We start from the raw sequence: 13,616 nt of genomic DNA on the forward strand, positions 1-13,616 counted from the left end.
GCGCTGTCCTACACATAACCATATGGGATAACTGAGTCGCTTTCCCGATCCGGCAGGAGGCGACAGATGGACATTGCGGAGTTGATTGATGAGGTGATCGCGCGGGAAGGCGGATATAGCGACCATCCGGCAGACAGGGGCGGGCCGACTAATATGGGCATCACCCAGGCGGTCGCCCGCGCGAACGGCTATGGCGGGGACATGAAGACGCTGCCGCGCGATGTCGCGGAAGCCATTTATGGCCGGCTCTACTGGCAACGGCCCGGCTACGCATTTATCGCAGAAACGAGCTGGTCGATCGCGGCCGAACTGTTCGACACGGCGGTCAACATGGGACCGGCGATCGCGACGGGGTTCTTGCAACGCGCGCTCAACGCGCTCAACCGCAACCAGAAAGACTATCCCGATCTCAGGGTCGATCGCGTCATCGGCGGTCGGACATTGGGCGCCCTCCGCGCCTTTCGCGCGTTGAGGGGCAGCCGGGGCGACAAGGTGCTGCTCAAGGCCATTGAGGCCCTGCAAGGCGAACGCTACATCGCCTTGGCAGAGGCGAGACCCGCCAATGAGGCCTTTCTCTATGGCTGGCTGGCAAACCGTATCGGTTAGGAGACAGGATGATGGCGCAAGCTGATGCACAGGAACGGAGCGATATATGGGCGGCACGCGCACGTCCGGCCTTCCTCTATGTCATGTACGCATTGCTGCTCTGGTCGATACCCATGGGGCTGATCGCGGGTATCAGCCCCGCAACGGCAAGGGCCGTGATTGCGGGCATGCGAGCCTATCTGAACGCCTTGCCCGAACCGCTCTACGCGCTCTTCGGCACGGGCTATCTGGGCTACACCGCCGCCCGAGCCTGGGGAAAGGTAAAAGGTGTCGAGAGGTGACTGCTGACCATGACCCTGGACATGAGAGGGGCCGCCGGGCGCAAAGCCCCGGCGGCCCATCATTGACATGGTCAGTGGCGGGAAGTGCCGCCCAAGAGAGGAATGATGATCGCGCTATCCCCGCGACATGCGGACGGCCTGTATGTCGGCGCGCAACGGTCTCGCAATGTCAGGATGGATCGACGCAGCGGCGTCGCTCAGCGGCGCATTCCTCGAATGGACTTGACCGACCCCATATCTGAACCATGAGACATCGGATCACCTCCTTTCGCTATGTTGAAGCCCGCGTGACCGACCCGGGCCTGCTGCCTTTAAGGCTGGTCACGAGTGGAATGTGAATCAGTCGCAGCGTATCTTCAAGGCTTGTATTATTCTTTTTTGGAATCATACTTGTCCGTCCGCGCCGAACATCCGCATCGTCATCGGCCCCGGCAATCCTCCACGACCCTTGCGACCTCCGCCCAGGGCGGCAGGACGAGTGGCGAGAGGCCGGCGACCTCAACCGCGAAGCGGCCCCTGCTATACGCGATCTGGTCCAGCACGGCATCGGTGGCGCTGCGCACGGCCACCGTTTGCGCCTTTGGCGCGGCCTGCGTGGTGGCGGGCCAGCTCGACGCACCATAGCTGGTGCGCACCGTCATGATGCCCTGCCCCATGCCCTCGCGCACCAGACTGATGCGCCGCGTCGGGCGGTCGCAACGTAGCGAGAGAAGCGGCATGCCGCCCGGGGCGCCGTAAACGGCGATGCTGCCACCCGCTTCCGCGCGGTAGCTCCATGTGCCCGGCGTCAGGGCGCGATCCTGCCAGCCGGCTGTCGGCGGCGCCGGTTGCGGCGCCGGACGAGGGGCAGGAGGCGCCCGATCGGGAGAGGATGCGGGCGGGGGCATGGGCGCTGTGACACGGCCCGAAGGCGGGCCAACGCAAGAGCCGAGGAGAACCAGCAGGAGTGTAGCCATGAGCGAGGAGCGAAATAGACCCATGTCCTGTCCATGCCGGACCGGGGCGACCGGCTCAAGGCGAAAAGGGCGGATCGCCCTTCAACGCCGCCAGCGTGCCCAGATCGCGGTCGGCAATAACAATCCCCGCGCCTCTTCGCGTACGACCAATTCGCCCGCATCCACCGTTCCGGGGAGGTCGGCAAAGGCCTGCTTCAGCAATTCACCGATCGCCAGAGCCGACATGCGCACGGCATAGACGGTCAGGAACAGGAAGCGGCTGTCGGCGTCCAGCAGCGCACGGCAATTGGCGATCAGGCCCGGCAAGTCGGCCTCCAGCCGCCAAACCTCGCCGTCGGGGCCACGGCCATATTTGGGCGGATCGAGCAATATGCCGTCATAACGGCGTCCGCGCCGCACTTCGCGTCCGACGAACTTGGCCGCATCCTCGACGATCCAGCGGACAGGCCTCTCCTCCATGCCCGACAGGGCGGCGTTGGCGCGCGCCTGCGCCACCGACTTCCTGGACGCATCGACATGCACCATCTTCGCACCAGCTGCCGAAAGCGCAAGCGTGCCGACCCCGGTATAGCCGAACAGGTTCATGACTTCCGGCTCCACCTTGTCGGCGATCTGTTCGCGCAACGATTCCCAGACCGGTGCCATGTCGGGAAAGAAGCCCAGATGGCGAAACGGCGTGCAACTGGACTGGAACCTCACCTCGTTCCATGCCAGCGGCCAGCCTTCGGCGGGCACGGGTCGGTCATAATACCAGCGGCCGCCGCCATCCTCGTCCGATCCGGGGATGAACTCGCCATCCGCGCCCCAGTCGAGCGTCGCGGGCGCCCACATGGCCTGCGGTTCGGGACGGATGAAACGATAGCCGCCATAGCGTTCCAGCTTCCGGCCGTCCCCGGAATCGAGCAGCCCATAATCCCGCCAGGGTTCGCCGATGAGGGTGTGAAGATTCAAGACAGCCTCGTCAGGCGCGCGGCGTCGCGCGCTCGGCGATATAGGCTGTCACGGCTCCGAACGTGCCGGGCAGCTTCGCGTAGCTTTCCTCGCGCGCGAACAGATCGCCCACGCGCGGCGGCAGCGGCGGGCGGGTGCCGGTCGCGCGCTCCACTGCGTCGCGGAACTTGGCGGCATGGGCGGTGGCGAGCGTGACGACCGGCGTGGACGCATCCACGCCCGCCTCGCGCGCGGCGGCCAGGCCAATGGCGCTATGCGGATCGATCACCTGCCCCGCCGCGTCATAGGCCCAGCGCATGGCCATGGTCATGCCGTCGGAATCGATGCGTGCCGACGCGAAGAGATGGGCCGCCCCGTCCCGCTGTGCATTGGTCAGCCGCATCGCTCGGCTGGATTCGAACCCGCGCATCTGCTCCGCCAGCGCCTTGCCGTCGCGGCCACCGGCATCGAACAGCAGCCGTTCGAAGTTGGAACTGACCTGGATGTCCATGCTGGGCGTCGCCGTGGCCACCACCTGCCCCTGGCTATAATCCCCGTCAGCCAGGGCACGATGGAGGATGTCGTTGACATTGGTCGCCACGATCAGCCTGGCGACCGGCAGGCCCATCTTGGCCGCTACATAGCCTGCGAACACGTCGCCGAAATTGCCGGTTGGGACCGAAAAGGCGATGGCGCGCTCCGGGGCGCCAAGCCGGACGGCGGCGTAGAAATAATAGACCACCTGCGCCATCAGCCGTGCCCAGTTGATGCTGTTGACGGCCGACAGGTTGAAGCGGCTCTTGAAGTCCGCGTTGTTGAACATCGCCTTCACCAGCGCCTGCGCATCGTCGAAGCTGCCTTCGATGGCGATGTTATGGACATTGGGTGCCAGGACGGTCGTCATCTGGCGCCGCTGCACGTCAGACACCCGGCCTTCGGGATGGAGCATGAAGATGTCGATCTTCTCGCGCCCGGCCACGGCATCGATTGCCGCCGACCCGGTATCCCCGGATGTCGCGCCGACGATAGTCAGATGGTCATCACGGCGGGACAGGAATCGTTCGAAAAGCTGGCCGAGCAACTGGAGCGCCACGTCCTTGAAGGCAAGCGTCGGGCCATGGAACAGTTCCAGCATCCAGTGCTGATGATCGAGCTGAACCAGCGGCGTCACCGCCTGATGGCTGAAACGGGCATAGGCGGCAGTGCACAGGTCGCGCAGTTCTTCCTGCGTGAGCGATCCGGCGACGAAGGGCGTCATCACCCGCACGGCCGTTTCGACATAGGACAGGCCGGCCAGAGCGCGAATATCCTCGGCCGAAAAGGCGGGCCAGCTTTCGGGCAGATACAGCCCACCGTCGGACGCCAGCCCCGCCAGCGTCACATCCTCGAACCCGAGCGACGGCGCGCTCCCCCTGGTGCTCACATAGTGCATAATGGAAGGCCCGGTAGCGGTCCGCGCGCCTTCGGGCAAGCTTTTACGCCGATTTCGCACCATCCCTGCGACGCAGGGCAAGGATGTAGATCAGCACCGCCACGCCGGCGAAGAAGAACCATTGGACCGCATAGGCGAGATGATTGTTGGGCACGTCCGCCACGCTGGGCGGCGCAAGCGGCTTGAGCCCCGCCGGCGCCGCGCGCGCAATCAGCATGGGGCGAAGCGGTATCGCCTTGCCGGTCAGCCGGGAGAGGATGGCGCGATGATCGGGTTCTTCCGAAATCCAGCCCGATATCTGGCCGCCGCTCCATCCCGGCGTCGCATCCGGACGCTGACTGACGCCGACCGCGACCAGCGCACCCGGTCCCTCGGCCCCGGTGGCGCACTGTGCGATATGACGATAGCCCATCGAACCGTCCGCAGCACGGCCGGCCTCCACCTGCCAGCCGATGACGCGCAGGCAATGAACCGAAGAGGGCCGGAACAGCAATTCGGGCGCCACCGGCGGCATCAGAGGAAACGCCGCTGCCGATTGTGACGGATTGCGCGCGGCCAGCACGAGCATGGCGTTCTTCTCCTCCCGTCGCTGGAGTTGCCAGACGCCCAGCCCGATCATCACGATCACGGCGGCGGCGACCAGCGATGTCGGGAGCAGCGGGACGCGCGCCTTCATGGTTGCATATTCCCTTTATCGGCCAGGCGCCCTTCGCGTGCGCGATTGCGATATTCCAGGATCAGCAATGCCCCCTTGGCGACGCGCAGGCTGTAGACGACCGCAACCGTGGTCAATATCGGCCAGAGCAGGATATGGACCCAGACTGGGGGATGCACACCGAATTCGAGCGCCAGCGCAAGCGCCACCATCAGCGCGCCGATGATTAGCGTCAGGAACGCGGCCGGACCGTCGCCGACATTGAACTGGTCGTAGTCCAGTCCGCACAGGCGGCAGGCCGGGGCAAAGCGGACCACGCCATCGAAAAGACTCGGCGACCCGCATTGCGGACAGGCACCGCGCGCCGAAGCGACGAACAGTGGCGCGGGGTCGGATCGGGAGGGCACGGTCATAAGTATGGGCATAGCGGCGTGCGGACCAAAAGAAAACGGCCGGGACGATATGCCCGGCCGCCTTGAAGTTAGGAACGGGCTTTGCCCTTAGCCGTGGACCGGCGCGCCCCAGCCGCCCCATACATAGATGGCGACGAAGAGGAACAGCCACACCACGTCGACGAAGTGCCAGTACCATGCCGCCGCTTCGAAACCGAAATGTTGACGGGGGGTGAAATGGCCCTTGTAGGCGCGGACGAGGTTCACGATCAGGAAGATAGTGCCGACCAGAACGTGGAAGCCATGGAAACCGGTGGCCATGTAGAAACCCGAACTGTAGGGGTTGCCACCAAAAGCGAACGGCGCATGGGCATATTCATAGGCTTGGATGCACGAGAAGAGCGCACCCAGGATGATGGTGCACCACAGGCCCTTGATCAGGCCGTCGCGATCGCCGTGGATCAGCGCATGGTGCGCCCAGGTGACGGTGGTCCCCGAGCAGAGCAGGATCAGCGTATTGAGCAGGGGCAGCTCGAACGCGTTCATCACATGCACGCCTTCCGACGGGAACAGGCCCTCGATGGGCGGCAGTGCGCTGGGGAACAGGGAAAAGTCGAAAAAGGCCCAGAACCAGCCGACGAAGAACATGACTTCGGACGCAATGAACAGGATCATGCCGTAGCGCAGATGCAACTGCACCACCGGCGTATGGTCCCCGGCATGCGCTTCGTTCACGACGTTGCCCCACCAGCTGAACATGGTGAACAGCACGCCGGCCAGGCCGATCAGGAACACCCAGCCGCCGCCCGGGCCCATCGCGTCGGGATGCAGCCACATGATGGCGCCGGACGCCATCACCAATGCCGACATCGCGCCGAACAACGGCCAGATGCTGGGCGGGAGGATATGATAATCGTGAGTTTTGGCGCCTGCCATGACCTGCTCTTCCCTGTTCGTTATCGTCAGTTGCTTAGCTTGCCTTCCGATCCTGCTCAACAGGATAGAAAGTGTAGCTCAGCGTGATTTCCTGCGTGTCCTTGTTGTCCGGATCGTCGAGAATCTTCGGATCGACATAATAAAGCACCGGCATCCGCACTTCCTGCCCCGGCTGGAGCGTCTGCTGGGTGAAGCAGAAGCACTGGATCTTGGTGAAATAGGCCCCGGCCTGGCTGGGCGAGACGTTGAACGCCGCACTGCCCGTCACCGGGCGGTCGGACATGTTCTTGGCAATGAATATCGCCATGCTCTTGGCGCCGACGGTCACCGTCTGCGTCGGCGTTTCCGGATGGAACTGCCAGGGCATGCCGGGCTGGACGTTGGAATCGAAGCGGATCGAAAGGAGATGGCCGCTCGCCTCCTTCACCTGGACGCCGGCTGCGGCCCTCTGCGTCGTGCCGTTGAACCCGGTCGTCTGGCAGAAAATGCGATAGAGCGGAACCGAAGCAAAGCCGACGCCCAGCATGGCCAGGCCGACGATCGACATGGTCACCATGGTCCGGCGGTTGCGCCGGTCCCGGTCGAAGGGGGATGGGGGAAGGGTCGCCATCAGATATTGTGACTCGCGCCGATCTTCGCCAGCGTGATGGCAAAGAAGAGGATGACGAGAAAACCGAGCAACAGCCCCGTCACGACCGCCCGCGACTTCTGTCGGGCACGCACCTGATCCTGCTCCTCCGGCGTCATGCGAGCAGCCAGCGGTCTGCGACCACTGCCCCGAACAGCAGGAAGAGATAAAGGATCGAATATTTGAATAACCGCCTTTCCGGCGTCATGCGCGCGGGATCGGTTTCCCGTCGACGATAAACCTCAAACGCAAGCACCGCGAAAATGGCAGTCCCGACAAAGGCTGCCGTGCCGTATATCAGGCCGGTCAGGCGCAGCAGGACCGGCGCCATCGCCGCGATCGCCATGATCGCCGTATAGAGCCAGATCTGGCGACGGGTGGCGACCTCGCCCGAAACGACGGGCAGCATGGGAATGCCGGCGGCCGCATAGTCCGTCCTCACGAACAGCGCCAGCGACCAGAAATGCGGCGGCGTCCAGAAGAAGGTGAGCATGAACAGCGCGACCGGCAGCGCGCCGATGTCGCCGGTCACCGCGGCCCAGCCGATAACCGGCGGAAAGGCCCCGGCAGCGCCGCCGATGACGATATTCTGCGCCGTCCGGGGCTTGAGCCAGATCGTATAGACGATGACGTAGAACAGGATCGAGACGGCCAGCACCGCGGCAGCAAGCCAGTTGGTCGCCATGCCCATCAGGATGACCGAGAAAAAGGACAGGCCGACGCCGAAATGCAGCGCGGACTGCCGGTCCATGCGGCCGGCAGGTAACGGGCGCGACGCGGTGCGCTTCATCTTCGCGTCGACATCGGCCTCGTACCACTGGTTGAGCGCTGCGGCGGCGCCGGCGCCCAGCGCGATGCACAGGATGGCGGTAAAGGCCAGCACCGGGTGGATGCGTCCCGGCGCGGCGAGCAACCCTGCCAGGCCGGTATAGACGACAAGCGTCATCACGCGCGGCTTGGTGAGCGCCAGGAAGTCACGCCAGTGGGCCGTTACGGGTGCGGATGTCAGCGTTGCAGTCGTCATGGTCCATTCCGGGCCCGGCGGGCCGGCTCATAATGACCGGGGGCGGGCAAGCAAGCCCGCCCCCGACCGTGTTCAATCAGGCCGGATCAGTGATGCGCCGCATCCTCGATCACCGGCAGGGTTTCGAACTGGTGGAAGGGCGGCGGGCTGGTCAGCGTCCATTCCAGCGTCGTGGCGCCTTCGCCCCAGGGATTGCCCTCAGCCTTCTTGCCAGCCAGCAGCGACCAGAAGACGTTGACCAGGAAGATCAGGACGCCGACGGCCATGATTTCGTAGCCATGGGTCGCAACCTTGTTCCAGTAGGCGAACGCCTCCGGATAGTCGGGGTAGCGGCGCGGCATGCCCGACAGGCCCAGGAAGTGCATCGGGAAGAACAGCATGTTCACGCCGACGAAGAACACCCAGAAGTGAAGCTGGCCCAGAAACTCGCTGTACATCCGGCCCGACATTTTGGGGAACCAGTAATAGAAGCCCGCGAAGAGCGAGAACACCGCGCCGAGCGAGAGCACATAGTGGAAGTGCGCGACGACATAATAGGTGTCGTGCAGCACGTCGTCGACGCCGCCATTGGCGAGCACGACGCCAGTGACGCCACCCACGGTGAAGAGGAAGATGAAGCCCAGCGCCCAGACCATCGGAGTCTTGAAGCTGATCGATCCGCCCCAGATGGTCGCGATCCACGAGAAGATCTTGATGCCGGTCGGCACCGCGATGACCATGGTGGCGGCGGTGAAGTACATCTTCACGTTCACGGACATGCCGGTGGTGAACATGTGGTGCGCCCACACGACGAAGCCGACCACGCCGATGGCGACCATCGCATAGGCCATGCCGAGATAGCCGAACACCGGCTTGCGGCTGAAGGTCGACACGATTTGGCTGATGATGCCGAAGCCCGGCAGGATCATGATGTAGACTTCGGGGTGACCGAAGAACCAGAAGAGATGCTGGTACAGCTCCGGATCGCCACCGCCCGCGGCATCATAGAAGGTGGTGCCGAAATTGCGGTCGGTCAGCAGCATCGTGATCGCCGCCGCCAGAACCGGCAGCGCCAGCAGCAGCAGGAAGGCAGTGACCAGCACCGACCAGACGAACAGCGGCATTTTGTGCAGGGTCATGCCCGGCGCGCGCATGTTCAGGATGGTGGTGATGAAGTTGATCGCACCCAGGATCGATCCCGCGCCCGCAATGTGCAGCGACAGGATCGCCATGTCGACCGCCGGGCCGGCCGAACCGCTGGTCGACAGCGGCGCATAGACGGTCCAGCCCGTGCCGGCGCCGTTGCCGGTGCCGCCGGGGACGAACGTCGAACCGAGCAGCAGGGCGAAGGCCGGGATAAGCAGCCAGAAGCTGATATTGTTCATGCGCGGGAAGGCCATGTCCGGCGCGCCGATCATGATGGGCACGAACCAGTTGCCGAAGCCGCCGATGATCGCGGGCATCACCATGAAAAATACCATGATGAGGCCGTGCGCGGTGATCAGCACGTTCCAGAGATGATAGGCCTGATCGATGGTCGCGGACGGGCCGTCGCTCATCTGCGCCCATGCCTGAAGATACTGAATCCCGGGCTCGGCGAGCTCGGCGCGCATCAGACCCGAGATCGCACCGCCGATGATGCCGGCAATGATCGCGAAGATCAGATAGAGCGTGCCGATGTCCTTGTGGTTGGTGGACATGAACCAGCGCTGGAAGAAAGCCGGCTTGTGATCGGCGTCATGATGATCATGGGCTCCATGATCGGAGGCTCCGTGATGATCTGCGGTGATGGTGGTCATGGCGTTCCTGCCCCCTGAATCAAATCTTTTCCGAGCCGGCGACCGGAGCCGCCGCCGTCTTGGCCTCGGCGGCACCGCCGACCTTGCCGCCCTGCGACAACAGCCACTGGTCGAACTGCTCGGCCGGCAGCGCCTCGATCGCGATCGGCATGAAGCCGTGCCGCGCGCCGCACAGTTCCGAACACTGGCCGTAGTAAACGCCCGGCGCCTTGATGGTGAAGCTCTTTTCGTTCAACCGCCCCGGCACGGCATCCATCTTGACCCAGAGCGAGGGCACGGCGAAGCTGTGGATCACGTCGGCACCGGTGATGATCAACTTGATCGGGCGGCCGACGGGCAGCACCAGGCGGTTGTCGGGCGCCAGCAGATAAGGCTCGCCATTGGCTTCCGCCTTGTCCCTGGGCAGCATGTTGGAAACATATTCCGGAATGCCGTTGTCAGGATATTCATAGCCCCAATACCACTGATAGCCGGTGACCTTCACGGTCAGCGCATCCTTGGGCGCCGGCTTGTACTGGTCGGCGAGCAGGCCGATCGACGGCACAGCGATCGCCAGCAGGATCAGAACCGGGACGACGGTCCAGATCACTTCGATGAACGTGTTGTGCGCGGTTTTCGACGGAACAGGGTTGGCCGAACGGCGATAGCGAATCATCACGTAGATCATCAGCAGCAGCACGAAGAGGCTGATGATGGTGATGAGCGGCAGCAGCATCTTGTCGTGCAGCCAGCGCGCGGTTTCGCCGGTATCGGTAAACTGCTTCTGCAAGGTGATTTCGCCGGGCATGGGCATGCCGATACCCGGAGTCGGCTTCATCCGCGGCGGCGCGACGGCGGGCGCGGCGGATGCGTTGGCGACGTTGGCATCGGCCGAATCAGCCGGAGCGCCCGGATCGGAGGAACGCGGATCGGCATCGACCGGCGTAGCAAGGGCAGGAGCGGCAGCAGCCGCAGCATTGTCCTGCGCCAGCGCCGGACTGCTCAAAGCCATGGCCGGCGCAAAGGCCAGCAATCCGGCTAGAACGAGCGATTTCACCTTCATCATAGCGTCTTCTTACCCCGTTACCCCTTGGCGCCGCTGCAGCGAAAACACATAAGCATGATGGTCCTCGCCCGGTCGTTTCTGCGGCGGCTTATAGGCAGGCTTTTTCAATGCCTCAAGCATGGTTTTGACCTGCCCCGGTCCAGCAGGAGCAGATTTTCTTCGCGGTTGCAACGCCCCGTTCACCCGCCTATCTCGCAACTTCCGCGCACGGGGGCGCGGCTCCGGCATTGCTCGAGGCTGGCCGGCTTTATGACAGGTGCGCCCGCACGGGCGCGCGACAGGACCAGTGGACGGCATGACGGACGAAGAAGTATTGGCGGAATTCCGGGCGGCGGGCGCGCTGCTCGAAGGACATTTCATCCTGTCATCGGGGCGACGGAGCGCAAACTATCTGCAATGCGCCAGGGTTCTGATGAACGCGGAACGCGCCGGACGCCTTGCGCGCGCGATGGTACAGCAACTGCCCCGCGAGGTGCGGCAGGAGATTGATCTGGTGGTATCGCCGGCCATGGGCGGCATTATCATCGGCCATGAGGTGGGGCGCGCGCTGGACAAGGATGCCGTATTCCTGGAACGGCCCGAAGGCACGTTCGAACTGCGTCGCGGCTTCGCCATCGCGCCGGGACAGAAAGTGCTGATGGTCGAGGATGTGGTGACCACCGGCCTGTCTTCGCGCCAGGCGATCGAGGCGGTAGAGGCCGAAGGCGGCGTGGTCGTGGGGGAAACCGCCCTGGTCGACCGTTCGGCCGGCGAAGTCGATCTGGGCGTGCCTTTCTACCCGCTCGTGTCCATAAACTTTCCGGTCTATGACGCCGATGCGCTGCCGCCCGAACTGGCGGGCATTCCGGCGGTAAAGCCGGGCAGCAGGAAGCAATAGGCCCTATGGCGTCCGGCTCCTCGCCCCTGCGTCTCGGCGTCAACATCGACCATGTGGCGACGATTCGCAATGCACGGGGCGGTGCCCATCCCGATCCGGTGAAGGCGGCGCTGTTGGCGGCGAAGGCGGGCGCGGACGGCATCACCGCGCATCTGCGCGAGGACCGGCGCCATATCCGCGACGAAGACATCGCCATGCTGATGGCCGCGCTCGACGTACCGCTCAACCTGGAGATGGCGGCGACGCAGGAAATGCTGGGCATCGCCCTGCGCCACAGGCCGCACGCGGCCTGCATCGTCCCGGAAAAGCGCGAGGAACGCACGACCGAGGGCGGCCTGGACGCCGCCGGACAGATCGACACGCTTCGGCCCATCGTGGGCGCACTGGGCGAGGCGGGCGTGCGCGTCAGCCTGTTCATCGAAGCGGACGCGGCGCAGATCGAGGCGGCGATCCAGCTCGGCGCGCCGGTGGTCGAATTTCACACGGGCGCCTACGCCCATCTGGACGGCGGCACCCGCGCGGCCGAACTGCGCCGCATCGCCGACGCCGCGGCGCTGGCGGCAAAGAACGGCATCGAACCCCATGCGGGCCATGGCCTCACGTTCGACAATGTCGCTCCGGTCGCCGCCATTCCTCAGATCGCGGAGCTCAATATCGGCCATTTCCTGATCGGCGAGGCGATTTTCGGGGGACTGGAGGGCAGCATCCGCGAAATGCGGCGCCAGATGGATCTGGCGCGGTGAGAGGCGGCGCGTGATCATCGGCCTTGGCTCCGACCTCTGCAATATCGAGCGCATACAGAATTCGCTCGACCGCTTCGGCGACCGATTCATGCAGCGCGTCTTTACGGATGTCGAACAGGCCAAGGCGAACCGCCGTCCCTTCACCCGTGCCGGCACGCTCGCCAAGCGCTTCGCCGCGAAGGAAGCCTTTTCCAAGGCGGTCGGAACAGGGTTCAAGGCGGGCGTGTTCATGAAGGACATCGGCGTCGTCAACGGCGCCTCGGGCGCGCCGACGCTCTGCCTGACCGGCGGCGCGCGCACGCGACTGGAATCATTGGTCCCGGCCGGACACCGGCCGATCGTTCATCTGACGCTCACCGACGATCATCCATGGGCGCAGGCCTTCGTCATCATCGAGGCGCTGCCGCTGTGACGCCGAACCCAGACCAGGAAACGGATGCCATGCCGGCCATCGACACGACCGAGGACAGCCCCGCACAGCAGGAGGCGGCCAAGTCCTCTGTTAACTGGTTGCACGAAGTGCGCAGCATCACCCTGCTGATCCTGGCAGTGCTGGCGTTCCACAGCTTCGTCGCCAAACCCTTCTATATTCCGTCCGAATCGATGATGCCCGTACTGCTGACCGGCGATCGCCTGGTCGTGAGCAAATTTCCCTATGGCTGGTCCTATGTCTCGCCAAGCTTCCATCCCCTGCCTTTCCTGAAGGGACGCGTCTTCGGCCGCCTGCCCCAGCGTGGCGACATCGTCATCGTATCGCCTCAGAACCGGCGCGAAGACTACATCAAGCGGGTGATCGGCCTGCCGGGCGACGTGCTGGAAGTGCGCGGGGGACAAATCATCCTGAACGGCGTTGCGGTGCCGCAGAAGGCCATGAAGCCGATGCGCATTCCGGTCGACGGCAATGCGCCCTGTCCGCCGAACCAGTTTCCCGGCGCACGCGTCACCGGCGCCGACGGCCAGGATTATTGCGAACTGCCGGTGCGTCAGGAAATCCTGCCCAATGGCAAGACCTATGTTGTCATCGACATGGGGCCGAGCGCGCTGGATTGGTATGGGCCGGTGCGTATCCCGCAGGGCCACGTCTTCCTGATGGGCGACAATCGCGACAACAGCGCTGACAGCCGCGCCCCGCTGGAGGAAAACGGCCTCGGCGGGCCGGTCCCGTGGGAAGCGATCGGCGGACGGGCCGAGTTCATCACCTTTTCGCTCGACGGCGATTCGACCTGGAACCCGCTGACATGGTTCCACGCCTTCCGGAGCGGGCGCGCCGGGAACAGCCTGCGCCCCAGGAGCGTTGTTGATCCCGCGCCATAGGACGCCGGGGGAACAGGGT

Annotated in this window: 17 protein-coding genes; 6 read left to right on the top strand and 11 right to left on the bottom strand. The window is 64.4% G+C overall.

The features are described 5' to 3' along the window. Positions 1 to 66: 66 nt before the first annotated feature. Both J3E64_RS17515 and J3E64_RS17520 read left to right on the top strand, forming a co-directional pair. Positions 67 to 606, top strand: a complete 540-nt coding sequence (locus J3E64_RS17515; RefSeq protein ID WP_253344333.1) for a glycoside hydrolase family 108 protein — start codon at positions 67 to 69, stop codon at positions 604 to 606. An 11-nt stretch (positions 607 to 617) separates the two neighbouring features. Continuing rightward, the gene (locus J3E64_RS17520) at positions 618 to 887 is read left to right on the top strand and encodes a 3TM-type holin (RefSeq protein ID WP_253344401.1); all 270 of its coding nucleotides are present in this window, start codon (positions 618 to 620) and stop codon (positions 885 to 887) included. Positions 888 to 1,306: 419 nt separating this feature from the next. Here the strand turns inward: J3E64_RS17520 and J3E64_RS17525 are convergent, their stop codons facing one another. From J3E64_RS17525 to coxB, 11 genes are all read right to left on the bottom strand, one after another. Then, positions 1,307 to 1,774 carry a hypothetical protein gene (locus J3E64_RS17525; RefSeq protein WP_253344334.1) on the bottom strand — a complete coding sequence of 156 codons (468 nt, stop codon included), beginning with the start codon at positions 1,772 to 1,774 and terminating at the stop codon, positions 1,307 to 1,309. 150 nt (positions 1,775 to 1,924) lie between these two features. Next, on the bottom strand, positions 1,925 to 2,794 hold the full coding sequence (locus tag J3E64_RS17530; protein ID WP_253344335.1) for a class I SAM-dependent methyltransferase: 870 nt from the start codon (positions 2,792 to 2,794) through the stop codon (positions 1,925 to 1,927). A gap of 10 nt (positions 2,795 to 2,804) precedes the next feature. After that, entirely contained in the window at positions 2,805 to 4,205 is a 1,401-nt protein-coding gene (gene thrC, locus J3E64_RS17535) for a threonine synthase (RefSeq protein WP_253344336.1), read from the bottom strand. Positions 4,206 to 4,248: 43 nt separating this feature from the next. Beyond that, the gene (locus J3E64_RS17540; RefSeq protein WP_253344337.1) at positions 4,249 to 4,881 is read right to left on the bottom strand and encodes an SURF1 family protein; all 633 of its coding nucleotides are present in this window, start codon (positions 4,879 to 4,881) and stop codon (positions 4,249 to 4,251) included. Continuing rightward, the gene (locus J3E64_RS17545) at positions 4,878 to 5,273 is read right to left on the bottom strand and encodes a DUF983 domain-containing protein (RefSeq protein WP_253344338.1); all 396 of its coding nucleotides are present in this window, start codon (positions 5,271 to 5,273) and stop codon (positions 4,878 to 4,880) included. Before J3E64_RS17545 ends, J3E64_RS17540 begins: the two co-directional genes overlap by 4 nt. Positions 5,274 to 5,360: 87 nt before the next feature. Next, entirely contained in the window at positions 5,361 to 6,188 is an 828-nt protein-coding gene (locus J3E64_RS17550; protein WP_253344339.1) for a cytochrome c oxidase subunit 3, read from the bottom strand. A gap of 34 nt (positions 6,189 to 6,222) precedes the next feature. Continuing rightward, the gene (locus tag J3E64_RS17555) at positions 6,223 to 6,798 is read right to left on the bottom strand and encodes a cytochrome c oxidase assembly protein (RefSeq protein ID WP_253344340.1); all 576 of its coding nucleotides are present in this window, start codon (positions 6,796 to 6,798) and stop codon (positions 6,223 to 6,225) included. Beyond that, on the bottom strand, positions 6,798 to 6,935 hold the full coding sequence (locus tag J3E64_RS17560; RefSeq protein ID WP_253344341.1) for a hypothetical protein: 138 nt from the start codon (positions 6,933 to 6,935) through the stop codon (positions 6,798 to 6,800). The genes J3E64_RS17555 and J3E64_RS17560 overlap by 1 nt, the downstream gene beginning before the upstream one ends. Then, the gene (locus J3E64_RS17565) at positions 6,932 to 7,840 is read right to left on the bottom strand and encodes a heme o synthase (protein ID WP_253344342.1); all 909 of its coding nucleotides are present in this window, start codon (positions 7,838 to 7,840) and stop codon (positions 6,932 to 6,934) included. The genes J3E64_RS17560 and J3E64_RS17565 overlap by 4 nt, the downstream gene beginning before the upstream one ends. Positions 7,841 to 7,926: 86 nt before the next feature. Next, complete coding sequence (gene ctaD / locus J3E64_RS17570) at positions 7,927 to 9,618, bottom strand: cytochrome c oxidase subunit I (protein ID WP_253344343.1); 1,692 nt, start codon at positions 9,616 to 9,618, stop codon at positions 7,927 to 7,929. Positions 9,619 to 9,637: 19 nt separating this feature from the next. Then, on the bottom strand, positions 9,638 to 10,663 hold the full coding sequence (gene coxB / locus J3E64_RS17575; RefSeq protein ID WP_253344344.1) for a cytochrome c oxidase subunit II: 1,026 nt from the start codon (positions 10,661 to 10,663) through the stop codon (positions 9,638 to 9,640). A 295-nt stretch (positions 10,664 to 10,958) separates the two neighbouring features. Between coxB and pyrE the strand changes: the two genes are divergently transcribed. From pyrE to lepB, 4 genes are read left to right on the top strand one after another with little or no spacing between them, the layout of a single operon-like run. Then, complete coding sequence (pyrE, locus tag J3E64_RS17580) at positions 10,959 to 11,540, top strand: orotate phosphoribosyltransferase (protein ID WP_253344345.1); 582 nt, start codon at positions 10,959 to 10,961, stop codon at positions 11,538 to 11,540. Between the two features lie 5 nt (positions 11,541 to 11,545). Continuing rightward, complete coding sequence (locus J3E64_RS17585; RefSeq protein ID WP_253344346.1) at positions 11,546 to 12,283, top strand: pyridoxine 5'-phosphate synthase; 738 nt, start codon at positions 11,546 to 11,548, stop codon at positions 12,281 to 12,283. 10 nt (positions 12,284 to 12,293) lie between these two features. Then, positions 12,294 to 12,695, top strand: a complete 402-nt coding sequence (gene acpS / locus J3E64_RS17590; RefSeq protein ID WP_253344347.1) for a holo-ACP synthase — start codon at positions 12,294 to 12,296, stop codon at positions 12,693 to 12,695. Between the two features lie 29 nt (positions 12,696 to 12,724). Next, positions 12,725 to 13,597 carry a signal peptidase I gene (gene lepB / locus J3E64_RS17595; protein ID WP_253344348.1) on the top strand — a complete coding sequence of 291 codons (873 nt, stop codon included), beginning with the start codon at positions 12,725 to 12,727 and terminating at the stop codon, positions 13,595 to 13,597. Positions 13,598 to 13,616: the final 19 nt, after the last annotated feature.

The sequence above is a fragment of the Sphingobium sp. OAS761 genome, assembly GCF_024168485.1.
GTDB lineage: Bacteria > Pseudomonadota > Alphaproteobacteria > Sphingomonadales > Sphingomonadaceae > Sphingobium.

What these genes read in the sequence shown, in the direction of transcription:
- J3E64_RS17515 (WP_253344333.1), top strand. Translation starts at nt 67, where the DNA reads ATGGACATTGCGGAGTTGATTGATGAGGTGATCGCGCGGGAAGGCGGA.
- J3E64_RS17520 (WP_253344401.1), top strand. Translation starts at nt 618, where the DNA reads ATGGCGCAAGCTGATGCACAGGAACGGAGCGATATATGGGCGGCACGC.
- J3E64_RS17525 (WP_253344334.1), bottom strand. Translation starts at nt 1,774, where the DNA reads ATGCCCCCGCCCGCATCCTCTCCCGATCGGGCGCCTCCTGCCCCTCGT.
- thrC (WP_253344336.1), bottom strand. Translation starts at nt 4,205, where the DNA reads ATGCACTATGTGAGCACCAGGGGGAGCGCGCCGTCGCTCGGGTTCGAG.
- J3E64_RS17540 (WP_253344337.1), bottom strand. Translation starts at nt 4,881, where the DNA reads ATGAAGGCGCGCGTCCCGCTGCTCCCGACATCGCTGGTCGCCGCCGCC.
- J3E64_RS17545 (WP_253344338.1), bottom strand. Translation starts at nt 5,273, where the DNA reads ATGACCGTGCCCTCCCGATCCGACCCCGCGCCACTGTTCGTCGCTTCG.
- J3E64_RS17550 (WP_253344339.1), bottom strand. Translation starts at nt 6,188, where the DNA reads ATGGCAGGCGCCAAAACTCACGATTATCATATCCTCCCGCCCAGCATC.
- J3E64_RS17555 (WP_253344340.1), bottom strand. Translation starts at nt 6,798, where the DNA reads ATGGCGACCCTTCCCCCATCCCCCTTCGACCGGGACCGGCGCAACCGC.
- J3E64_RS17560 (WP_253344341.1), bottom strand. Translation starts at nt 6,935, where the DNA reads ATGACGCCGGAGGAGCAGGATCAGGTGCGTGCCCGACAGAAGTCGCGG.
- J3E64_RS17565 (WP_253344342.1), bottom strand. Translation starts at nt 7,840, where the DNA reads ATGACGACTGCAACGCTGACATCCGCACCCGTAACGGCCCACTGGCGT.
- ctaD (WP_253344343.1), bottom strand. Translation starts at nt 9,618, where the DNA reads ATGACCACCATCACCGCAGATCATCACGGAGCCTCCGATCATGGAGCC.
- coxB (WP_253344344.1), bottom strand. Translation starts at nt 10,663, where the DNA reads ATGATGAAGGTGAAATCGCTCGTTCTAGCCGGATTGCTGGCCTTTGCG.
- pyrE (WP_253344345.1), top strand. Translation starts at nt 10,959, where the DNA reads ATGACGGACGAAGAAGTATTGGCGGAATTCCGGGCGGCGGGCGCGCTG.
- J3E64_RS17585 (WP_253344346.1), top strand. Translation starts at nt 11,546, where the DNA reads ATGGCGTCCGGCTCCTCGCCCCTGCGTCTCGGCGTCAACATCGACCAT.
- lepB (WP_253344348.1), top strand. Translation starts at nt 12,725, where the DNA reads ATGCCGGCCATCGACACGACCGAGGACAGCCCCGCACAGCAGGAGGCG.